Annotated in this window: 14 protein-coding genes; all 14 read right to left on the reverse strand. The window is 72.9% G+C overall.

Annotated features, from left to right (window positions below; all coding sequences use genetic code 11):
* Positions 1-23 precede the first annotated feature (23 nt).
* The 14 genes from AB0K28_RS10805 to AB0K28_RS10870 all read right to left on the reverse strand — a co-directional run bounded on the left by AB0K28_RS10805 (position 24) and on the right by AB0K28_RS10870 (position 23,125).
* On the reverse strand, positions 24-10,310 hold the full coding sequence (locus AB0K28_RS10805) for a hypothetical protein (protein ID WP_364367788.1): 10,287 nt from the start codon (positions 10,308-10,310) through the stop codon (positions 24-26).
* Positions 10,311-10,326: 16 nt separating this feature from the next.
* Positions 10,327-10,665, reverse strand: coding sequence for a hypothetical protein (locus tag AB0K28_RS10810; RefSeq protein WP_345392563.1), 339 nt, complete (start codon positions 10,663-10,665; stop codon positions 10,327-10,329).
* On the reverse strand, positions 10,662-11,063 hold the full coding sequence (locus tag AB0K28_RS10815; protein ID WP_364367791.1) for a YbaB/EbfC family nucleoid-associated protein: 402 nt from the start codon (positions 11,061-11,063) through the stop codon (positions 10,662-10,664). Before AB0K28_RS10815 ends, AB0K28_RS10810 begins: the two co-directional genes overlap by 4 nt.
* A 51-nt stretch (positions 11,064-11,114) precedes the next feature.
* Complete coding sequence (locus AB0K28_RS10820; protein WP_364367794.1) at positions 11,115-11,495, reverse strand: hypothetical protein; 381 nt, start codon at positions 11,493-11,495, stop codon at positions 11,115-11,117.
* Positions 11,492-12,349, reverse strand: coding sequence for an SseB family protein (locus AB0K28_RS10825; RefSeq protein WP_364367797.1), 858 nt, complete (start codon positions 12,347-12,349; stop codon positions 11,492-11,494). Before AB0K28_RS10825 ends, AB0K28_RS10820 begins: the two co-directional genes overlap by 4 nt.
* A gap of 24 nt (positions 12,350-12,373) precedes the next feature.
* Positions 12,374-13,552: an ABC transporter permease gene (locus tag AB0K28_RS10830; RefSeq protein WP_364367800.1), complete on the reverse strand. Its 1,179-nt coding sequence runs from the start codon at positions 13,550-13,552 to the stop codon at positions 12,374-12,376.
* Positions 13,552-14,235, reverse strand: a complete 684-nt coding sequence (locus AB0K28_RS10835; protein ID WP_364367803.1) for an ABC transporter ATP-binding protein — start codon at positions 14,233-14,235, stop codon at positions 13,552-13,554. The genes AB0K28_RS10830 and AB0K28_RS10835 overlap by 1 nt, the downstream gene beginning before the upstream one ends.
* Positions 14,228-15,991 (reverse strand): peptidoglycan-binding protein, encoded by a 1,764-nt coding sequence (locus AB0K28_RS10840; RefSeq protein ID WP_364367806.1) that lies wholly within the window; start codon positions 15,989-15,991, stop codon positions 14,228-14,230. The genes AB0K28_RS10835 and AB0K28_RS10840 overlap by 8 nt, the downstream gene beginning before the upstream one ends.
* 7 nt (positions 15,992-15,998) lie before the next feature.
* Entirely contained in the window at positions 15,999-16,898 is a 900-nt protein-coding gene (locus AB0K28_RS10845; RefSeq protein ID WP_364367809.1) for a hypothetical protein, read from the reverse strand.
* Between the two features lie 34 nt (positions 16,899-16,932).
* On the reverse strand, positions 16,933-17,988 hold the full coding sequence (locus AB0K28_RS10850; RefSeq protein WP_364367812.1) for a hypothetical protein: 1,056 nt from the start codon (positions 17,986-17,988) through the stop codon (positions 16,933-16,935).
* Positions 17,985-18,308 (reverse strand): PadR family transcriptional regulator, encoded by a 324-nt coding sequence (locus tag AB0K28_RS10855; RefSeq protein WP_345392595.1) that lies wholly within the window; start codon positions 18,306-18,308, stop codon positions 17,985-17,987. The genes AB0K28_RS10850 and AB0K28_RS10855 overlap by 4 nt, the downstream gene beginning before the upstream one ends.
* 38 nt (positions 18,309-18,346) lie before the next feature.
* The gene (locus tag AB0K28_RS10860; RefSeq protein ID WP_364367815.1) at positions 18,347-18,961 is read right to left on the reverse strand and encodes a response regulator transcription factor; all 615 of its coding nucleotides are present in this window, start codon (positions 18,959-18,961) and stop codon (positions 18,347-18,349) included.
* 66 nt (positions 18,962-19,027) lie between these two features.
* Positions 19,028-21,277, reverse strand: a complete 2,250-nt coding sequence (locus AB0K28_RS10865; protein WP_364367818.1) for a histidine kinase — start codon at positions 21,275-21,277, stop codon at positions 19,028-19,030.
* Positions 21,278-21,613: 336 nt separating this feature from the next.
* Positions 21,614-23,125 (reverse strand): SagB family peptide dehydrogenase, encoded by a 1,512-nt coding sequence (locus AB0K28_RS10870; RefSeq protein ID WP_364367821.1) that lies wholly within the window; start codon positions 23,123-23,125, stop codon positions 21,614-21,616.
* Positions 23,126-23,143: the final 18 nt, after the last annotated feature.

The raw sequence follows: 23,143 nt of genomic DNA on the forward strand, positions 1-23,143 counted from the left end.
CTCACCGATGGCTGGAAGGGCTCTCACGGTTTCCGGTTGATCAGCAGGTCGATCCGGTTCGAGGTGCCGCCGGTCTCGGGTTCCTGGTCCTGCTCGCGGCTGAAGAGTCCGTCCAGCTCGTCACCGACCAGGACGGCCAGCATCTCGCCGCCGGACCAGGCGTAGCGCAGGATGCGCAGGTCGTCCTCGGCGTGGATGACGTGGAAGCCGGCGCTCTCCAGCTGCTCCTGGGGGGACTGCCGGCGCTGTGCGTACGTGATGGTGGGGCTCTGCGTCTGTTGCGCTCCCGCCCGTACGTCGCCCATGGGGATCAGGTACGACTCGTCGCTGTAGGAGTCGAGGGTGACCAGCAGGGCCGGACCGCCCTCGGCTCCGGGCTCCACGTCCAGCCGCACGATGCCACGGTCGAAGACCTTCAGCTCTCTCTTCAGATAGAGCACGGGATCGCCGTCACCGGACCGTCCGACCAGCTGCGACACGCCTCTCCAGTACGGACTGGCGCCGAGCCGGCCGCCGCCGGGCCGGTCAGGCCCGGAGGCCGTGGCCGAGCCGGGCAGGAGCCCTGAGATGCCCGCGTCGGTGGGCGCCGCCCACGGGAACATGACCGCGATGGCCTGTGGGTCCACGCGCCGCATGTACGTGTTGTCGCCGTAGAAGCCGTGCGCGGCGATCAGTTCGCCGGCCCGGCCGGGGAAGCGCAGCTCGGTGCCGTCGACGAGGTTCGTGACGACGTAGTCGGGGCTGTAGTCCAGCAGGTCACCGTACGGGGATCGCGGGGGGAACAGCGGCATCTCCCGTCTGACCGCGTACCCCTGCCCGCCGATGGTGACGCGGTCGAAGCCCGGCAGCACGTCGTCCAGGTGCCTGATCAGGCGCAGCGGCAGCGCGTGCTGGGCGTGCGTCGCTCCCTGCGTCCGTACGAGGTGGTCGTCGTGCCGGACCACCCCGGGCACGTCGCTCCGCCAGCCCTGCGTGACCTGGTAGGCGAACTGCCGCTCAAGGGTGCGGATGTCGTCGAGCCGGCCGGTCGGCGCGGCGTCCAGCGCGGCCTGGAGCGCGTCCGGGCCGGCGTGCACCACCAGGTCGCGAAGGTGCGGCTCCGCCGGGTGGATCGTCCACTCCGCCAGGGCGTCGCCCAGCCGCACCCCGTCGGCGGAGCCGCCGATCAGGCGGGCGCCGCGGGCGGGTACCCGCTGGTACAGGGTCTCGGGCTGCCCGTCCACGGTGATCGCCAGAGTGGTGTCGGCGCCGGCTCTGATGCGCAGTCCCGCGCCGTCGTCGTGGACGTCATGGAGGTCTTCCTGCCGGGCGGCGGCATCCGTGGTCCGCCGGTACAGCACGACGCGGGAGTCCGCTCCCTGGCGGAGTACGAACGGCCCGCCCTGCCAGAACGGGGTGGCTCCCAGCTGCCGGAAGCCCGGCAGGTGCGCGGGCGAGGCGGCCACCTGGCCGAGCGATTGCTCGATCCGCGCGGCCTCGTCGGCCGCCACGGGACCGGACGCTCTCGGCGAGGCGGCAGGCAGGTCGAGGTAGACCGAGCCGCCCCGGTGGTTGGGGTTGTACAGGCGGCTCCCGGCCTCCTGGCCGGCCGGGACCCGGAGCTGGAAGGGGAGGCCGTTGACCTCCAGCTCAAGCCCGCCGTCGGCGTCCGCGTGGATCGTCGCCGCGTTCATCAGCCGCTGCTGCGACGGGGTGAGGGGGACGCCGGTGTACAGCCCGGTCAGCCGCCGGCCGTTCAGCACCGCGAGGATCGTCGTGGTGCCGTGCGTGAGCCGCATGATCCGCAGCCGGCCCTCGTCGATCAGCGGCTGGAAGCCGAGCGCGCGTAGATTCCGCTCGTTGGCGTTGACGAACCCTTTGGTGGGCAGGAACACGTCCCACATCTTCGCCAGGCCGTGGTCTTCGAAGGACCACCCGGCCCGCGCCTTTCCGGTGCGGTACTCCACGGCGATCATGCCGTCGACCTGGATGCGGGAGATCTCGTCAGGGCTGCCGAGCCGGGCCCACAGGCTCCGCCCGCCGTCACCGAACTCGATCAGCACGTTGTCGCTCCCCACGAACCTGCCGCCCAGGAGGCGCGTTCCCGCGGGCGGGGCCGCGACCGGCGCGGGCAGGACGGGGAGCTCCGGCGCGCGGGTGCCGGGCGGCGTGGTCGCCGCGACGACGGCGACCACGCCGGAAGGGCGGTCCAGGTCCCTGTCGGCGTAGCTGACGAGCTGGTCCAGGTGGCCGTCCGGCAGGCGCTCGTTCAGATGCGTCAGCACGCGGATGATCTGTTCCGGGGAGAGTCGGGCCGGGGATCTCCTGCCTCCGTAGAGGCCGTGCGAGGCGGCCGTCTCCGCGACCAGCGGGTGGAAGGTCAGCCGCTCCCCGGTCGTCACGTTGGCCACCTCGATGAGGTCGTCCGGCGCGGCGGGACCGAGAGGGTTGCCGGCCGGGCCGGACCTGCGCAGCACGCGCGTGTCGTACGCGTGGCCGTCGATCCGGACGCGGGCGCGATCGACGTGACGCAGGACGTGGGAGATGCGGCGCAGCGGCTGGGCCAGGTCGTGGTGGGTCCGCCCGGCTCCCAGCACCAGCGTGTTGTCCCTGACCAGCACGTCGCGCACGTCCTCTGCGCGGCCGAGCAGGCCGTGCTCGCGCAGGCGCTGCTCGACCTCGGTCCTCGGCGTGCCGTCGAAGAGATCGAGGTTCGCGATGACCGCGTTGTCGTTGACGCCGCCGCGGGCGAATCCGGTCGGCTCGTTGACGACCTCCGTCCGTCGCATCCCGGGCAGGTCCTGGGAGAGGTCCACGAGCAGGACCTCGGCGTCCACGACGGACGCGTCCTCCAGCACCGTGAACTCCATCCAGCCGTTGTTCACCCTGACGCCTCTGAGCCCGGTCGCCGGATGGGTGAGCGTGCCCAGGGCGGTGGCTCCGGTCAGCAGTCCCGCCAGTCGCTCGTCGCCCACCGGGACGTGCAGCCCGACGAGGCGTCCCTGGGAGAAGGAGGCGATGACGTCCGCGGTGGCGTGGCGGATGCTGCGCAGGCCCGGCTCCTCGTGCACCGTGACGTAGAAGCCCTCCGGTACGCCGACGATGCCGGGCGGCTGCCGCAGCCGGTCGGCCATCTCCGGCGTGAGTTCCGCCGGTGGGACGCCGCGCAACCGCGGGCCGCCCGTCTGCTCGACCCGGAACCACCCATCGCCTTGGAGCACGTGCAGGACGCCGTCGAGGACGTGCACGCCGTGGATGCCGCGAAGGCGCAGCGGGCGGTAGAGCCGGAGCGTCCCCTCATCCCGGTCCCTCGTCGCCACCCAGCCGTCGCCTTCCTTCCACGCCTCCTCGTTCATCTGCCAGGTCGCCGGCGGGGCGAAGGGGGTGAGTGCGGGCCGGTCGCCGCCGGGCGGCTCATCCCGTGCCGTGTTGCGCGCCGCCGGCGCCGGCGGCGGACCGCTGATGGGCGGGCGGGTGGCGGGGCCGTCGGACAGGATGATCCGCCGCTCCTCGGGGACGAACGTGACGTGGAGCCTGGTCCCCGGCTCGGCCAGCACCTGGCGGAGGCCCGCCTGCCACGTGATCGGCCCGAGCTCGCGCGCGCCCGCCACGTCGAAGTCGAACCGGTAGCGCACCGTGCCATCGGGCACCCTGGTCGCGGGGTGCGCCGCCTGGGCGGTCACGAGCATGAAGGCGTCCAGCATGAAGTCCGGCACGGCGGTCCACGCGCTGAGCTCCTGCGGTGTCAGGTCCAGCCAGAACGAGACCGGATGAGCCAGGCGCGGCAGCAGCCGCCACGCGGCCCACATCTCCGCCACCGAGCCGTCGATCGAGCCGTCGATCGAGCCGTCGATCGAGCCGTCGATCGAGCCGTCGATCGCGCCCCGTCCGGAGCCCGGCGCCTGCCTGATCGCCGCGTTGACCTCCGTGTCGTGTCCGGCGGTGAAGGCACGCAGCGCGACAACGCCCTCGGGCCGGGTGGCGAAGCCGGGTGCGTACCGCCGGATCAGCTCCGGGTCCGCGGCCTGCAGGTCCCACAGGCCGCTCACGAGCCGGTCGAACTCGGTGACGGACAGCCACTCGCGCACGTCCTGCCGGGTCGTCGCGTCGATGCGCGCGTACCGCGTCTCTCCGCTCGCGGTGCGGGCCGCGGCGTGGGCCAGCAGGGCGCCGCTGAACAGGAGGTGATCCCCCGTGGACAGGGCCTGCGTGATCTCCGGGTTTCCTGAGTTCAGCGCCTCCAGCGCGCTCTCGTACACGCCGCGCCGGCCGCCGAGCCGGAACTCGGCCCGCCGCATGGCCGCCTGGCGGTCGCGGGTGCGGGCGTCGTACAGGGCCTCGAGCTGGCCCAGTTGCCGGAGCCGCAGGTCCGGCAGGCCGGTCCAGCCCATCTCGATGGCAACCTGCCGGCCCCTACGCAGCGCCGTGTCGCCCGGCTGCCACCCAGGCGGCGGTTCCGCCGTACGGGTCTCGGTGCCCGCCGTGGACGCGGTCTCGGGGAGGGCCTCCGCCACCAGCGTGGCGAGATCGTAGCCGGACAGGTACTGCCCGGGCGCTCGCGCCGCGAGTGCCTCCCCGATGCGCTCCGCCACGACCGCGAACCGGTCTCCCGCGTGGCCGAGGGCGATGTGGGGCGAGTGGTCGGCCGCCGCGGCGAACAACTGGGCCACCTTGACGACGGCGCGCGTGCTGTCCATGTCGCCGAACAGCTCTCCGGCGGCGCGCCGGAGCACGGCCACGCCCTGTTCGCCCGGGTAGCGGTGGCCGCCGGTGAAGCGGAACCATTCGACGAAGCGGGCCAGGCCGTCCACGTCCAGGACGGAGAGCCGGTCGCGGCCCATGGCCTGGGCGATCATGCGGAGGAAGGCGTGGGCGCGTGGCGGGGCGCCGTCCTGGTCGGTGACCAGCTCGACCAGCGCGCGGATCCTCCTGAGGTCGGCTCCTCTGAAGGGGAACTCGGGCGAGGTGCCGTACATGGCGGCGGCGGTGGAGAGCAGCGCGTCCGTGTAGGCGAGGTGGTGCCGGGTGAGGTCGCCGACCGTGACCTCGCGGTGCACGGCCGCCATGCGTTCGAGCCGCAGCACGTGGTCGAAGAACTCCCGGCCGTGGGCGGGGAAGGCCGCCAGGAGCTCGCGTACGTGCTCGGGCAGCCGGATCGTGTCCGGCGTGGGCGTGGCCGGGCTCATGGTCTCGTACGGGACGGCGGGCTCGGCCTGGCCCCTGGCGACCGGCAGCCGGCGCGGCCGGGTCTCCGTCCGCGCGGAGGAGAGGTCGAAGGCCCCGGGACGCATCGCGCCGGGGCGCCGCTGGACGGTGACCTCCATGGTCTCGGCCAGGGCCGACAGCGCCATGAGGTGACGGTGGCGAATCCCGGCCCTGGCGGGGAACGGGCTGCCGGACACGTCCGAGACGGAGTCCTCGGCCCACCAGAGCCGCTCCGAGCCCATGAAGCTGGGATCGCGCCGCACCAGGGTGCCGGCGAGCGTGCGCCGGTCCTGCTTGGCCGCCTCCATGTAGTCGTCGTCGAAGCCCAGATGGTGGCCGAGCTCGTGGGCGGCGAGTGCGAGCCCCCAGCCGGCGTAGAGGTGCTCGGCGTTGGGGCGGGCGCCCGGGGTCCTGGGGTGGAAGGTGACCCTGGGCTCGTCGCCCTGGGCCGGCACGAACCGCAGCCTGACGTGCAGCTGGGAGCCGTCGCGCAGGCGGTGCTGGTGGTTGTAGTAGACGTCCACCGCGTCCAGCATGTTCGACTGCTCAAGGAGCAGCTCGGCCTCGCTCATGGCGGGGTCGGCCGCGTACCGGAGGATCAGGGTGAACTCCGTGACGGCGTGCGTCGTGCCGGCCTCGTCCACCACGCGCAGCGAGCGCACCTCCAGCCGGGACCTGCTCCGCTCCCACGGGTGCCGTTCCTCGACCTCCTCGCCCGCGTACTGGCGCAGTCGCGCCCACTGTGACGCTCTGACCGCCTGGCGCGGGTCCAGGGAGTAGGCGTTGCCGTCGCGCAGGACGTCCAGGGTGCGCTCGTCGTGCAGCGGCAGCAGGGGTGGGCGCGTGTCGGGGTTGAGGTCGGTGCTGCGCGGTTCCGGCGCCGGAGGGGCGGGTGCCGGCGTGGCTGGTGTGGGGGCCGGTGTGGGGGCCGGCGGTGGTTCTGCCAGGGTGCGGAGCCTGTCCAGGCGCTCGCGGCCGGCTCCCTCGGGGACGCCCTCGGTGAAGGTCGCGAGGACGGCGTCGAGTCTGGCCCGCAGCTCGGCTCTGGCCTCGGGGGTGCTCGCGGTCCTGTACTGGCGCGACAGCAGGCGGAAGACGTTCTGGCGGGCGTTGTGCGAGGTGTCGCGGCCGTCCGGGTGGCCGGTCAGCGCCGCCATCGTGGTGCGCGGGGCGGTCAGCTGCTGGAAGACGTCGGAGACGACGGCCAGGACGGTGGGAGCCGCCTGGTCGGGCGCGATCCTGGCGGCCAGGCGTACCCGGTCGGGAGCCTGCGCGGTGCCCTCGCCCAGCTGTACGTGGCTCAGCGCGGCGCCGTCGACCGGCCCCACCTCGAAGGTGATGTGCCGGTCGCCGATGAGCAAGGTGGTGTCGTCCACCCAGCTCCAGGTCATGGACCGGCTGCCGAGGTCGGCCGGCTCGACCTCGGCGTCGAAGGCGGCGCGGGCCTCGGCGACGGTGAGGTCGTCCAGCGCGGCCCGCCTGCCGTCCGCGACGAACCAGTCCCCGATCGGCCGGACCTCGACCTCCCGCGCAGGCCGTGGCGCTCGCCACCCGGCCGGATCCGGCCGGTCCGGGTCGTGGTGGAAGGCCACCGCGCCGGTGGGCAGCCCGGCGAAACCGGCGCGTCCTCGCGGGCCGCGCACGGGTGACCCGGTGAGCGGATCGACCGGGTTCTCCGGTGCGTACGCGGTGGCGCCCGGGTCCGGGGTGTCGCGTGCCACGGGGGCGGCGGTCCGTGCGTTGGTCACGGCGCTCTCGACCAGCTGAGCCAGGTCGTAGCCCGACAGCTTCGTGCCCGGCTCCCTCGCGGCGAGCGCCTCGCGGACCGCGTCCACCACGACGCCGAAGTGCCTGCCCACCTCGCCGTACGCCATGGACGGTGAGAGCTCCGCCACGGACGCGAACAGGTGCGCGACCTCGACCACGGCCCTTGTGCCCTCGACGTCGCCGAACAGCTCACCGGCGGCGCGCGTCAGCGCCTTCACGCCCCGCTCGCCGGGGAAGCGCTGGCCGCCCGTGGCGCGGTACCACTCGGCGAAGCGCGACAGCCCTTCCACGTCACGGATGAGGAACCGGTCCACGTCCATCGCATCCGCCAGCTGACGGACGAGGGTACGGGCGTCCGGCACCGCGCCGTCCTGGTCGGCGACCAGCTCCAGCAGAGCACGGAAGCGGGTGAGGTCGGGGCCGTCGAAGGCGTGGTCGGGCACCGCGTTGTACATGGCGACCGCCGTGGAGATCAGCGCGTCGGTGTAGGCGAGATGGTGCCGGGTCAGGTCCGCGACCGGGACGTCCCGGTGCAGGGCCGCCATGCGGTCGAGCCTGAGCGCGTGCTGGAAGAACTCGGGCCCGCTGACCGGGAACCTCTCCAGCAGGTCGCGTACGTGGTCGGGCAGCCTGGTGCTCTCCGCCGTGGGCGCCGGCAGGTGGATCGTCTCGTGCGGCACCGCCGGACTCGCGGGACCGGCGACGACCGGCAGGTCGCGTGACACCGTCGTGGTCCGATCGGTGCGCCGGCGGCTGTCGCGACGCCGGGGGACGGTGACCTCCTTGGTCTCCGCCAGGTCGGAGAGGATCTCCAGGTGACGCGGGCGCAGGCCGACCACCGCTGGGAACTCGCGTCCCTGGTGGTCACGCACGACTCTTGCCGATGAGGGCCAGAAAGGCCGGTCGGCGCCCATGAGGGTGCGATCCCGCTGGACGTAGGGGGCGGTCAGCGTGCGCCGCCCGTATGCGGTCTCGTCCACGTAGTCGTCCGGGAAGCCCAGATGGTGGCCCAGCTCGTGAGCGTAGAAGGTGATGGCCTGGCCGACGGCGAAGTGGGCGTAGTCGGGTCGTCGCCCGGTGTCGGGGGCCAGCAGGACGGCGGGCTCGTTCCCCTGGGCCTCCACGAGCTCCACCCGCAGGTGCAGCTGGGAGCCGTCGCGGAGCCTGTGCTGGTGGTTGTAGAACAGATCGATGGAGTCGAGGAGGTCCGACTGCTCCTTCAGCAGTTCCTCCCTGCTCAGGTCGGGAGCCCTGAACCGGACCCGGAGGGTGAACTCGGTGATGGGGTGGGTCGTCCCCGCCTCGTCGGTCACGTCCATCAGGCGCACTTGGAGCAGCGACAGCACTCGTTTGCGGTGCTCCCGCTCCTCGACCACCTCGCCGGGGAACCGGCGGAGGCCGGCCCACTGCGATGCCTTGAGCGCCTTCTTCGGGTCGATGGCGTACGCGTTGCCGTCGCGCAGCGCGGCCAGGGTCCGCTCGTCGTGCTGAGGGAGCAGCGGTGGCCGGGTGTCGGGGTCCAGGTCGGTGTTGCGGGGCCCGCCCTGCGCGGCCGCGGCCGGACCGTCCGGACGGTGACTCGCGGCCTGTGCGTGCCGGCCCGCGGCCGGGTCGTCCTGCGACGGGCGGTCGGAGTCGGCCTGCGTGGACAGGTCCGTGACAGTCACGGGGGGTGCGGCCGTGACGTCGGCTGTGGCTGCGGTACGGCCGTCCGGCGCGGCTTGGGCGCGCTGCTCGGCTTGGGCGCGCTGCTCGGCTTGGGCGCGCTGCTCGGCTTGGGCGTCCGGCATGGCTTGGGCGTTCTGCTCGGATGGAGCGGGTGCGAGGGGGGTGGCGGTTTTCGGCTGGGGCGTGGTTTGGCCCTCAGCGGGCTGAGCCTGGTTCTGGGGGTGCGGCGGGGCCTGGTGCCGGGCCGGAGCGCTCGGGTGCTGGACGTCTTGAGCCGGCGACATGTGCGGCGTCGGTGAGGTGGGTCGCGGCGAGCGGTCGCCGTTCAGCAGGCGCTGCAGGTCACCGGTGGTGAGCCGCTGCTGAAGGGTGTCCGTGACGTCGCGGGTGGTCTGCACCGAGAGGTCCGGCGTGGCCCACTGGTGCGGGACGACCTGCGGCGGCGCTGTGGCGGCCGGCCGGGGCCCGTCCGGCGACGGTCCGGTCCCGTGCGTGGCCGGGCGGTACCCGTCCGTGGTCGTCCCGGCGAGGTGCGTCCCCATGCTGGCGGCGTAGTTCGACAGGGTCGTGGTCGGGCGGACGGCCGCGCCCATGACGTGCACGTTGAACGGGCTGTACGTGTTCGCCCGGAACCCGCCGGCAGCGGCGGCGCCCACCAGCGACTCCAGGGTGATCCGTCCGGGATCGCCGTACACCAGGACCCCGGCCCCGACCTGGCCCGCCACGGAGCCGGGCACGTTCGGCAGGGCAGTGGCGAGCACGGCCCTCGGATAGCGCTGGAACGCGGGCAGCACCCCGGTGCGGGCGCCCGCCGTCCGGTACAGCGTGCCGATGCCGGGCAGCCGGTCGATGTACCCGGCCATGTGGCGACCGAGCCAGACGCCGGTCGCGGTGCCGATGACGGTGCCGACGATGATGGCGTTGGTCAGCTGCCAGTCCCACTCGTCCCGCAGCCCCTCCTTGATCTGGTCGCGCTGGGCCTTCAGGCTGGCCAGACCTTCCAGGAGCTCTTCTGGCATCTCCGTCGCGAGCTCCAACGCGAGGAAGCGGCTGCCGGCGCCGGCCGCGAGCACGGTCCGGCCGGCGCCCGTGGCGGGTCCCGCGCGGCCGGCGACGAGCAGCAGCCGGCGCAGCAGCAGCTGGGCACGGACGCTGCCCAGCTGCGCGGACAGGCGTACGACCAGCGCCGCGAAGGGGCTGCTGACGGCCACGATGCCGAGCGCGGCCGCGGTGACCGACACCCAGAAGGCGATGTTGATCGACCGTTTGGTGAAGTCGGCCTCCAGCGCGAAGGAGGCGAAGTGCTCGGCCAGCTGCGCGGCCTGGTTCGCCTTGGCGACGACGCCGGTTTTGTCGTCGAACTGCCGGCGGATGACCGTGAACGCGGGCGGTTTGGCCGGGGAGGTGTATCCGGCGTCGATGGCGCCGACGGCGGTGCCTGTCTTGTCCACCGCGTCGCCCATGGTGGCCGCCAGGGAGTCGAACAACTGGGCCGCCCGGCCCAGCTCCACCGTCCTGGTGTCGGCGGGCCACGGCTCGCCCGCCGTGAACAGCGGGATGAACGTGTAGTTGACCCAGTCGGGCAACGCCGACGTCTCCCAGGCCGGGCGTACCTCGGTGGTGGGGACCCGCCGGAGCGGCGCGCCTCTGCCTGGGACGTAACTGGGGTTGACCGGTTTCGTTGTCGCCATCCGACGTCGCGCTCCGTCAGGCGGGGCCGAGCATGCGGGCCGTGCGCTGGGCCAGCGCCGCGTCGGTGCTCAGCGAGTTGCCGACGGCCTTGCGTAACTTGGCCGGTGTCCTGTTGATGTCCTGCACGAGCGCGCCGGTGTCGTAGAGCCACAGGTCCAGGCCGCCGTTCGCCTCAAGGGCCTGGATGAACGCGGTGCCGGCCGCTCCCGTGCCCCAGATCTTGGCCGCCAGCAGTCCGCGCAGCTCCGTCTCGTCCGACCGGTAGGCGGTGTCCAGATCACTCGCCATGAGCTCGAACTGGGAGATGCCGGTCGAGATCGGCTCGGTGATCTCGGTGCCCTCCTCGTTCCTCACCGGTGACCGTCCCCCTCGGCCATCTGGCCGGCCAGCTGCCGCATGAGGGCCTCGACGTCGCCTTCGACGTGCGCCCGCATCTGCTCGGCGGGCACGATCGAGGCGAAGATCTCCACCACCCTTTCCTGGGCCGCGAGCGTGGCCCGGTGGATGGTGTCCTTGATCGTGTCCGCGAGTCCGCGGGCGTCGGGGCGGCGGAACACGCGGGGGTCGAGGTCGAGGCTGATCAGCTCGCCGCGGGCGCCGACGGTGGCGGAGACGAGGCCGTCCGCCGACTTCTCCGTGACCTCGACGGCGCGGGCCTGCTCGTTCAGGGACAGCGCCTCGCTCTGCAACCGCATGAACCGGGCTTGGAGCTCGTCGGTGTAGGCCTGCAGCCCGCCCGCATCAACGTTCATCGACATATCCCCCAAAGTGTCTGCCCGGTAACGTACCAATGACAACACCCGTCACAACAGGACATCCACCGGCAGCTCCTGCACCTCCGCGACCTCGGCCCTGGGCACCCACAGCCTGTGGACACCGCGGTCGATCCGGTCGAGGTCCAGCTCCTTGGCCACGGTGACCTGCGCGCCGACGTACTCGATGAGCACTTTGTCCCCCCGCTGCGCGCACAGCCGGAACGGCGCGTCCCGCCAGGTGCAGACGGTGATGACGTGGCGTACCCAGGCGCACTCCGCGGCGGGGACGGGCCTGACGTACAGATCGTCCGCCAGCCGCTCGAACCCGGCGGCGGGCGACGCGCGGCGCAGCCGGATCCACAGCCCGTCCTCCAGCAGCTGCGGAGCGGCGTCGTACACGGCTCCCCTCCAGGAGGCCCGATAGCTCATCCGGGCTCCTCCACCAGCCACTTCCCGCGATCGGCGTCGAATTGCGCGCGCAGCCGCTCCACGCCGTCGGCACCCAGCTCCAAAATCTCCGCCCCGTACGGCAGCAGGATGCCGTCGATCTTGTACTCCCTGACGATCTCGTCGGCGCTGGGCGCGAGGCCCATCCCGACGAACGGCGGCTCCTCGACGACCCACCCGGCGACGGCCCGCATGCTCTGCTCGTCCGTCCCGCCGTAGGGCGTGCGGTAGAGGGACAGGCCGACGGCCGGCCAGCGCAGGATGTTCACCGTGCCGTCGCGGGTGAGCGCCTCGTCCCTGGCCAGGGCCTCCGCCAGGGCGGCCGGCCGCGTGAGGTGCGCCACGTCCGTCGCGAGGTGGCAGTAGCCGGACACCCGCGGCTCCCCCGTGCTCAGCAGCTCCAGGACGTCGAACGGGCGCAGCAGCTTCTGCACGATCGGGACGCCCGCGTCCGGCGCCGCTGCCACGACCTCCCGCAGCGTCGGCGCGGCGAGCCTGGCCACCGTCCCCGGCTCCAGGGAGAAGCAGACCGGCCGCCCCGGGTTGACCGCCAGCCCCCAGTGCGGGTTGGGCCAGCGGGCCGCCAGCTCCGGCAGGGTCACGACCCGGAAGTGGGAGGCCACCTCACCCATCGACTCCGGCGAGGTGAACACGGCCAGCCACGTGCGCCCGTCCGCCGTGAACGTGGGCCAGACCGCCGGCGTCTCACCCCGCGCCGCCTCGTCGCCGATCGGGAGCGCGAAGGCGGCGGTGCGCAGCAGCTCCGAGCAGGCGGACCAGTCGCCACGGGCGTGCGCCCTGCCGAGCGCCTCCTCGAACGTGCTCGCGACCTGCATGGCGTCACCTTAATGGTGTGCAGCTCACCGCAGGGCGTCCACCGGCTCCATCCTGGCGCCGCGCAGGGCCGGGTAGAGGCCGGCCAGCAGGCCCACCACCGCGCCGGCGACGGGCGCGGCGATGGCGAGGCGGACGTCCAGGAGCGGCGTCCACTGCTTGGCGGCCGCCACGGCGACCACGGTGACCACGCCGAGCGCGGCGCCGACCACGCCGCCGATCAGCCCGATCAGCGTCGACTCCAGCAGGAACTGCGCGGCGATGTGCCGGCGGGCGGCGCCGAGGGCGCGGCGCAGGCCGATCTCCGGCACCCGCTCCATGACGGTGACCAGGGTGACGTTCGCGATGCCGACGGCGCCCACCACCAGCGAGACCAGGCCGAGGATGAGGAAGAGCGCGTTCACGTCGTCCTGCGCCTGGTCGCGGGCCCTGGTGGGGCTGGGCGGCGCGACCACGTGCAGCATGTCCGCGTTGCCGGGGCTGAGCGCGGCGGGGGCCTGGCCGGCGATCAGCCCGGCGGCCCCCAAGGTGGTGTTGACCAGCACCCGGGTGACGTCGCGGAGGCCGAACTGCCGGCCCGCCGTGGGCGGGACGATCACCGCCGTGCTGAGGTTCCGCTCGCGGCGCAGGTCGCCCATGATGCCGATCACCGTGTACGCGTGCCTGCCGATGAAGATCGCCGGTGACCGGTCGAGCCGGGTGACGCCGAGCGCTCTGGCCGCCTGGTCGCCGATGACCGCCACCCGGTCGCCCCGCCGGACGTGTCCGGTGTCGTAGAAGCGGCCCTGCAGCATCCGGCCGCGCGCCGCCTCGGGCAGCCCGGTCGTCGCGGCCAGCACGGTCAGCGACTGCGTGGTGACCCTGGACGGGTCCACGATGTCGTTGGAGCGCACGGACAGGTTGGAGCCGTCGTCGCTCTCGGCCACCGCGGCGGCCGACTCGACGCCGCGCAGCCTGGTCAGCCGGTCGATCGCGGTCCACTCCACGAGCGGCTCGAACTCCTGCTCCGGCACCTCCACGGTGATGGCCGTGGCCACCAGCTCGTCGAAGCGGCCGACGATCTGGTTGCCCGCCGTCGCGGCCACGCCGAGCGTGACGACGAGCGTCGTGATGCCGAGCACGGTGCCGAGCGTGGTGAGCGCCGAGCGCACCGGCCTGGCGAGCATGCCGGCGACGGACTCGCCGATCAGGTCGCGTACGTGCATCACGCCTCCTCCACCGGCACGCCGTCGGTGATGCGCACCCGCCGCCCGGCCCGCGCGCCGACCTCCTGCTCGTGCGTGATCACCACGATCGTCAGCCCTTGCCCGCGCAGCTCGTCGAACAGGCCGAGCACCGCCTCGGTGTTGCGGCTGTCGAGGTTGCCGGTGGGCTCGTCGCACAGCAGCAGGGACGGCTCGCCCACGAGGGCTCTGGCGATGGCCGCGCGCTGGCGTTCGCCGCCGGACAGCAGGCCGGGCGCGAAGCCGGCGCGATGGGCGACGCCGACCCGCTCCAGCGCGGCCATCGCCCGCGCGCGCCGCTGCCTGATCGAGCCCGGCCGTCGGCGGTAGACCTCGGCGAGCATGACGTTCTCCACGACGCTGCGGTGGGACAGCAGGTGAAAGGCCTGGAAGACGAAGCCGATGCGGTCGGCGCGCAACCGGGTCCTGGCGCCGTCGCGCAGGGTCGTGGTCTCGACGCCGTCCAGCCGGTAGCTGCCGGTGCTCGGCCGGTCGAGCAGGCCGAGCACGTTGAGCAGGGTCGACTTGCCTGACCCCGACGGGCCGGTGATGGCCAGATAGTCGCCCCTGCACACCCGCAGCGTGACGCGGTCGAGTGCGCGGACCGGCGGCTGCGCGGGGAACTCCCTGCACACCTCCGTCAGCTCGATGACCGGCTCAGGCACCGCCGACCACCACCCGGTCGCCCTCCTTGAGCGCGCCGGTGACCTCGACGTTCCCGTCCGCGGTCAGGCCCGTGCGCACCTCGACGTCCTCGGTCTCGTCGGGCGCGTGCTCGACGCGTACGCGGGCCTTCCCGTCGGCCGAGGTGATCACCGCCGCCACCGGGACCACCAGCACCGGCTCCTCGGTCGCGCCCACGGTGACCCGCGCCGTCACCGCCGTACCGGCCTTGAGCGCCTTGCTCGTGGCGGGCGTGAGCAGGATCGGTACGGCGCCCTCAGGCGGCTCCTCGGCGTCCGGCACCTTCGCCCGGTCGCCGACCGCTGCGAGCGTGGCCCGATACGTCCTGCCCGTGCCGAGCTCGATGCTCGCCTCCATGCCGGCGCGCAGCAGCTCCGACTCCGCCGCCTCCACGCTCGCGGTCACCATGAACGACGAGCTGGTGACAGTGGCGACCTCGTCCTCGACGCGCTGCCCCGCCTTCACCGACACCTTCTGCACCCGGGCGGGCAGCTTCGGCAGGAACACCACCTCGCCGGGCGGGACCGAGGTGCCGTACGTGCGGGCGTACTCGGCCAGCATCTCCTCGGCCGCCGCCACATCCTTCCTGGCGCCCGCCACCTTGAGCCTGGTGGGTGACAACCTCCTCGCCTGCCGCAGCGCCTGCTGGGCCGTGACCAGGCTCTCCTTGGCGGTGCGTACGGCCTTGCGCAGCTCCTCCAGCCGTTTCTCCCTGGCCTGCCGCGCCTCCTCCATGGCCAGGCCGCGCGCCTCGTGGGCGGCGGCGAGGTCGGCCCTGGCGTTGTCGACCCGCATCCGCAACAGGCTCGTGTCAGCGGGCGGCTGACTCGCGGAGATGAGGGTGGGGGTGGAGGTGAGGCTGGGAGTTGGGGCGGGGGTGGGGGTGGGCGTCGGCCGGGTCCTGGCCGCTTCCAGCTCCTGCTCGGCCGCCGCCAGCTTCTCCTCCGCCGCGCGTACGGCCGCGTCGGCCGCCGCCAGCTTCGCCTCGTCCTCGGGCGTCAGCCGCCGCTCCTCGGCCTGCTTCAGCGCCCGCTTCGCCGCCGTCATGTCCGCCTCGGCGTTGTCGAGTTTCACCTTCAGCGGCAGCACGTCACGGCCCTGGTCGAGCGCCTGTTGCTCGGTCGCGAGGGTCTCCTGCGCCGTCTGTACGGCCTTGCGCAGCGTGTCGTACGCCTGCCGGTCGGCCAGCGACGGCTGCTGGGCCTCGTACCCCTTCTTCGTGTACATCCTGGTGACGGCGGCGATCGTGGCCTGGTCGAACACGCCCGTCAGCGGCCCGCCGAAGCCCAGCCTGCGCAGCGCCCGCTGCAGCTGCCTGACGTCGGCGCCCTTGCTGCCCGGGGCGATCGTGCGGTGCATCGGCACGGAGCCGCGCAGCGCGAACACCGGGCGGCCGTTGACCTCCATCAGCACCGCCCCCTCCTTGATGCGGCCCTTGCGCGGCGCCCTGGTCGCCCTCTGCAGCTCCGCCGCGCCGCCGACCGCTCCGGCGAGGGTGATGGGCAGGGGCGAGCCGTACTCCAGGGTGCCGCTGGTCACGACGGTGCTGACGAGTTTGCGGCGCTCGACGGCGGCGGTGACGAGCGAGGGCCTGGGCGCGGCTCTGCGGGCCGCCTCGTCGGCGGGCGAGCGTAACCGGGTGCTCAGCGCCCAGCCCGCGGCGGCGATGACGACGACGCCGGCGATGACGACGACGCCGGCGATGACGCCGGCCAAGAGCCTGCGTGGCGACTTCATGGCGGCTTCACATGCCGAACCGGTCGTTGACCTGCTCGTCGATCGCCGCCTGGCGCGGCAGGTAGGCGGGGTAGAAGTCCCTGCCGCACTCCAGGTCGTCGAGCGCCGCCTTGATCTCCCTGTTCAGGTAGGGACGCGCCTCCTCCGGGGTGAGGGTGGGCGCGTACGTCATGGGCGGCTCGCCCTCCTTCGCCGGAGGCGCGACGTCGGGCACGTCGTCCCGCTGCGCCCGGCCCAGCCTGTCCTCCTGGACGCGGAACGTCTCGGGCCCGCGCTCGGCCATCGCCAGCGGCGTGGCGTCGCTGATCGCGTGGCCCTTGCCCTTCAGGCAGGCGGCCATGGCGCCGGCCAGCCTGATCAGCTCGGGGTCGCCGTCGACGCCGCTCTTGAGCTCGCGGCGGCGGGCGTCGTACTGCTCGGCGTAGTAGTCGGTGCCCGGCTTGAGCTTCAGGCCGAGCACCTGGTTGGCCGCGGTGACGACGCAGGTGTCCAGGGCCTTCCTGTAGGCGCCCATCTGGGCCTTCGAGAGCGAGGACTGGATCGCCCAGTTGGGGTTGACCTGGGGGTCGTCGGGCTTGACCGCCGGGTTGCCCATCTCCTTGGGATAGACGTACGTCGCGAATATCCCGAACCCGTATTTCTGGCGGAATTTCCGCATTGCTTGGTAGTCGCCTGCGGCGCGCTTGCGGCTCTCGTCGGTGTCCTGCACCTGGGGGTGCGAGACGTACGGGACGTACTTGAAGCCCTGCTGCTTCATGCAGTCGGCCTTGGCCGCTTCGAGCCGGTGCTTCTTGTCGCTCGTCGCGCTCGGCGACGGCGCGGCGGTCTCTGCGGCGCCCCCGCAGCCGCAGAGCAGGGCCAGGGCGGCCAGGGGCAGGAGCGTGCGCACGTGGAGTCTGTACGGCATGGTGCCCGACCATACTCCGTTCAACGGAGCATGGTCAATCCAGGCAGTGCCGCCGCTGTCTCAGGGGCGTGCCGGCGGCCCAGAGCGCCAGCACGGCGAGCACGCCCCAGTAGGCCAGGTGCTGCCCGGTCAGCTCGGACGCGTGCACGACCAGGTCACCCGAGGTCACCGCCAGATAGATGCCGGCGGCCAGCGCCCACCGGTGGTCGCGCGTCAGATATCCGGCCCAGGCCGCCAGCCCGAACGCCACCGCCTCCACGGCCATCCTGCTGAGCGAGAGGGACAGCGGGCCCTCCTCCACCATCCAGTGCGGACCCGACCACGCCGCCGCCAGCACCGCCGCGCACCACCACCACGACCGGGCACGCAGCGGCCGTCCGCGCGCCGCCAGCACCCCCAGGCCGGCCAGCGTGACCGCGTATCCGCCCGCCACCACGTACGGGTCGCCGTCGGCGAAGAGCGCGTGATCGCCGAGCGGCGACGGATAGACGGGCAGCAGCGTGAGGTCGAAGATCTGCCGGCCACCCGCGATCGCCACCGCCTTCATGCCGACGGCCAGCGTGAGCGGAACCGCCGCCCACACCCACCCGCGCAGGACGGCGAGCAGGGCGAGCGCCGACACCGCCGTCCACAGGGGCAGCGACCCCGCGTACGGCAGCAGCGCCGCCAGCTGCACCGCCGCCAGGGCCGTCACGCCGAGGTGCAGGCCGTCCTTCCAGGGACTGCCGGCCGCCAGGTGCACGACACGGCTGCGCACGCCGCCCGCCAGCAGGCCCCACGCCTCCCTCGGCACGGGCACGGTCCTGCCGGGGTCCGCCGACTCCAGCAGGACGTCGAGCAGCTCGTCACCGTGCGCCGCGCGGTAGGAGCGCGGATAGGCCCGCAGCAGCGCGCGGTAGCGGCGCTCCAGCGCCCCGCCCTGCGGGCTCTCGGGGCTTCGCGGACCCTGAGGGCTCTCCGGACTCTCCGGACTCTCCGGACTCTCCGGGCTCTCCGGGCTCTCCGGGCTCTCCGGGCTCTCGGGGCTTCGCGGATCCTGCGAGCTTCGGGGGCTCTGCGACGACTGTGGGGCCTGCGGGACAACCGTCATGAGCTGGAGGGCCGCAGGACGAGCGCGGCGGCCTCGTGCATCCGCCTCGCCTCGGCCTCCACGAGCGCCTGGCCCTCGTCGGTGATGCGGAAGTAGCGGCGGTTGCGGCCGTTGACCGTCTCCTCGCGGTCGACGGTGATCACGCCGCGCTCGTTGAGCCGCTCCAGGATGCCGTAGAGGGTGCCGACCGACGGCTGCACCCTGCCTGCGGACAGTTCCTTGATCGACTTGCTGATCGCGTGTCCGTGCAGCGGGCCCGCACGCAGGGCGGTGAGCACGAAGTACATCGGCTCGCTGACTTCAGAAGTTCCCCTCGGCATGGGGCGACAGTATTCCGTTGAACGAAGCGTCGCAACGCTCAGTGGACCCAGCCGGCCTCGGTGGCGATGCGGATGGCGTCCACGCGGTTGCGGGCGTTGAGTTTGGTGACGATCTTGGTCAGGTGGTTGCGCACCGTGCCCACCGACAGGTGCAGCGTGGCCGCGATCTCCTCCGCCTCCGCCCCCTTGGACGCCAGGTGCAGGACCTCGATCTCGCGCCCTGACAGCGGGTTCTCGCCGATGTCCCAGGCGGACAGGGCGAGCTGGGGGTCGACGATGCGGCGGCCCGCCGCGACGCCGCGGACGGCGGCGGCGAGCTGGTCGGCGGGCGCGTCCTTGAGCAGGAAGCCGGACACCGACACCGCGAGTGCCCGCCTGAGCGTGCCGGGGCGGCCCATGCCGGTGAGGATCAGCGTGCGGCAGGACGGCAGCTTCTCGTGCAGGATCTGCGCGGCGGTCAGGCCGTCCATGCGCGGCATGTCGATGTCGATGACGGCCACGTCGGGCTTCGTCTTGAGCGCCGTGGGAACGACCATGTCACCGCACTCGACCTCGGCCACCACGGAGATGTCGGGTTCCAGAGTGAGCAACGCGGCCAGCGCTCCCCGCACCATGTGCACGTCTTCGGCGATCAGGACCTTCAGCTCCAGCATTCCGCCCCCTGCACGTCACCCCTAAGCAACCTATATGCCACAGCGGCAGGCGCAAACGCGCCGCCGTCACAAACGAGCGGTCACCTTGAACCACCCGTCCTCGACGCGTGCCTCCAGCTGACCGCCGACGCCGTCCAGGCGCCGCTCCAAATCGCCCAGACCATGCTGGTTGTGGACCGTACGGGGGCCGGAAGGAAGGTCCACCCCGTCGTTGGCGATGGTCAGCCGGCCGTCCGCGCCCTCGATGACGCAATGGCGGGCGGTGCTGTGGCGCAGGATGTTGGTGACCGCCTCGCGCAGCATGGTCGCGAGCACCGTGTCGGTCCTGTCGTCCAGGGCTCCGAGCCGGAGATCGGCCCTGACCTCGATCCCGGCCGCCGTGAGTATCGCCTGCGCGGAGTCGACCTCGCCGGTGAAGGAGATGTTGCGGTAGTCGCTGGCCACATGGCGTACGTCGGCCAGCATGCGTCTGAGCGAGTCAAGGATCCGCTCCAGCTCCGTGTGCGCCCGGGAGGGGGACGTGCTCATCAGGCGGCACGCCAGCACGCCCTTGAGCGCCACCTGCGACAGGCCGTCCACCAGCACCTCGTTCAGCTCGCGTGCCATGCGCAGCCGTTCCCGTTCGACGGCGGCGTCCGCCAGCTCGCCGCGCGCGGCATGCGTCTCGGCCACCATGATGAGCAGCCAGCTCACGGCGTACACGACGAGGCCGGTGAGCAGCGTCGAGATGGTGAGCCAGGCGACCATGCTGATGCTCGTCCCGGCCAGCACCGCCAGCGTCAGCACGGCGGCGCCCAGGGCGGCGTACAGGATCCAGCGGGCCCTGCCGGACACCACGAGCAGCACGCCCGCCGCCACGAACCCGCCCATGCCGCCCCACGGGACGTGCAGCCAGGCCAGCGGCAGGAAGGCGGCGGCGGCCTCCACCACCAGCGCGGCCCAGCGCGCCCGGGGCGTGCGCAGCATGCCGAAGGTGAGCGGCACCTGCATCGCCAGCATGACCGCCAAGCAGGCCGCGGCGCCCAGCACGTCCGCCGTGCCCTGGTACGTCCAGACGATGTTGAGCAGGATGGCGAGCGCGTAACCGGCCAGCACCACGGCGACGATCCAGGCTGCCGTCCTCGGGCCCCACCGGTCCGCGACTCCGGCCCCCTGCCTCCAGCCGCCGCGCGGGGAGGCGTCCTGCGGGTGACGGTCGGGCGGGGCGGACTGGTGGCGCAGCGGGGCCTCGGCCGTCAGGTGGAACCAGTGGCCCTCCCCCCTGGCCGTCAGCCGGCCGCCGATCTCCGCCAGGCGGGCGGTCAGGTTGCCCAGGCCGTCGCCGCGGTCGGTGAGGTCCGCGTGGACCGCGTCCACGCCGTCGTTGGCCACGTGCAGCCTGACCGTACCGTTCTCGACGGCCAGCTCGACGTCGCAGTGCTGCGCCTTGCTGTGCCGCAGCACGTTGGTGATGCCCTCGCGCAGCACGATCGCCATCACCTCGTCGAGGCGGCCGGTGAGGGTGACGTCGGGGATGCGGATGCCGGCCTCGATCTGGGCGGCGGACAGGGTGGCGGCGGCGTCGGTCCGCTCCTTGGCCAGCGACATCTTGCCGTAGCCGCCGGTCACGGACTGGGCGCCGACCGTGGCCTGGCGTACGACGTCGAGGGCGTGCCGCATCTCCTCGAGTGCGCGGGCGCGGGCGGCGGGCAGCAGCCGGTACGCCAGCTCGTACCGGAGGGTGATCGCGGACAGGTCGTGCCCCACGAGGTCGTGCAGGTCGCGGGCGACCCGCAGGCGTTCCTGCACGACGGCCATGCGGACGAGGTCGGTACGGGAGTCGTGCAGCTCGGCGGCGATCGTCGACAGGGAGCCGACGGCGTACAGCATGAGGCCGGTCAGCAGCGTGAAGTGCACGGCGTAGATCAGGTTGAGCGGCTCCCACGGCTGGCCCTGCAGCAGCGCCGCGACCAGCACCGCGGCGCCCACGGCGGGATAGAGCACCCACCGCACGCCGCCCTTGATCACCACCAGTGTCGAGCCGGCGAGGAAGCCGGCGGCGGCGCCGAACTGCGGCCCCACCCAGGCGGCGGGCGCGAACGTGGCGACGGCCTGCAGCGCGAGCGTGAGGAAGCGGACCCGGGCCGGCCAGCCGAGCGCGCCCTGGCTGTAGTGCGCGAGCTGCAGGGACACGACGACGGCGAGACAGCCGAGAAAGGCGAGCAGGCCCGCGCCGCGCAGGCCGCCCGCCACCACGGCGATCACCGAGTTGGTGGCATAGCCGACGGCGACGGCGGCGGTGACGGCCCACGCCACCCGCCGTGTACGCGGCTCCAAGGGCCTGAGCCGCTCTCCCTCATGACCCAGTAAGTGCGGGCCCATCCCCTTGCCCCCTTAGCGGCTCGGCTGCCTTCCTCTCAGCGCGCGGGCAGCGGAACGCACGTTGATAGGAAAATCGGAACAGCCCCCGTCGGGCGAAGAGGCGCCGGCATGAAAGGCTCTGGCACTTAGGAAAACGGGAACCTCATCGTGAGCAGCGCGCCGTTCGTCATGATCGGGTGCCACGTCCGACCCTCACCTCGCCCGTGAACGGATGTGAAAACATCTTGCCACACGGACCGATCGGACTTCATGGCCGCCGCATACGCGCACGTGACCCATCAGGGGCGGTGATCAGGCGGTCTCTCCGGCCGGGGTCAGCCGGTGCGCCAGGTCGGGCCAGTGGGCGTCGTTCACCGGCTGCCAGCCGCTCGCGAGCTCGCGCGGCGGCTTCCTGCCGAGCACGAGGGCGCCCACGCTCGACTCGACGCGCCAGTCGGCGTCGAGGGCGTCGGCCCACAACTCGACGTCCACGCTCTCCAGCGGGTGCGCGCCCAGCCCGAGCCCGGCGGCCACCAGGCACAGCGTCTGGGTGAGCATGCCGACGTTCTTCAGCATCATGGCGTAGCTGAGCCCGTTGTACTTCCACGACAGCCGGCGGAAACGTGCGGTGATGATGACGAGGACGGGCGGCGGATCATCCATCTCGGCGGCCAGCCGCGCGTTCTCCAGCGCCGCGCCGACGTCGGCCGGCGCGCCCGGCAGCCTGCGCAGGCCGTGATCGAGCGGGTCGTAGTGGTAGACGCCGCGCGGCATGTCGCCGCAGTCGCCCGCGACGACGTACAGCTCCAGCTCATAGCGGGAGCCGACGCTCGGATAAGGGCGGTCGCTGGTCTCCTCGGGCGAGCCGGGCGGGCCGCTCACCGAGCGCACCCTGGCCGTGCGGTAGAGCAGCTCGCCGAGCTCCCGCGCGGTGAGCGGACCAGGGGCGGGGGGCGCGCCGTTCGCCGCCTCCACGGCCACGCCGAGCGGCGGATCGGCCGCGACCAGGCCCTCCCACGTGGGCCGGTACAGCGTGACGAGGCCGCTGTCGCGGCGGTCGGCGACCACGGGCTCGACGCCGCGCCGGTCCCCCACCGGATGCGTGGCCCCGAAGTCCGCGTCGTGCCTGCCCAGCGTGGAACGGCTGTGGAAGAGCAGGTTGACCGGCGACCACGCGACCAGCACGTCGTCGGTGTCCTCGGCGAACTCCGCCGGGCGGAACGGCTCGACGCGCTCCGCCAGCACGACCATCCCCGTCGCCACCAGGTGGGCGACGAGGGTGGCGAAGTACGGCGGAGCGTCGCCGATCGCGTCCAGCCTGGTCGGCCGCCTGAGGTGGCCGACCAGGCCCATGGCCTCGGGGGTGTGCAGGACCACCCGGTGCAGCGCCAGGGGCGATTCGAGCCGGTAGTCCATGCCGTCGGAGCTGATGATCGCGAACCTGGACAGCCGGACGGGGACGTCGCCCGGCACCGGCGGCACCCTCAGGCGCGAGCGCGGCGTGAGCGGGACCAGCGACACCAGCGGCTGCTCCTGGTCCGCGCCCAGGGAGCGCACGACCAGGGGTTCGAGGCGTTCCAGCAGGCGGTGGAGGTTGGCCAGGTCCGCCGCTTCGCTGATGACGTTGTCGAGGCGGATGGGCCCCAGGACCATCCGCTGGAGCGCCTCGGCCACCGTCCGCCCCGGATGCGGCACCTTGATGTCGTCCCAGCGGCTGTGCAGCACCAGGGTTCCTGCGCGGGAGTCGGCTTCGAGGTAGACGTCCTCGCGAAAGGACCATAACGCGTGCAGTTCGCGTCTCCTGTGGCCGAATCCGGCAGCCATGATCGGTCACTCCTGCGA

Source organism: Nonomuraea sp. NPDC049504, assembly GCF_040676845.1.
Classification (GTDB): domain Bacteria; phylum Actinomycetota; class Actinomycetes; order Streptosporangiales; family Streptosporangiaceae; genus Nonomuraea; species Nonomuraea salmonea.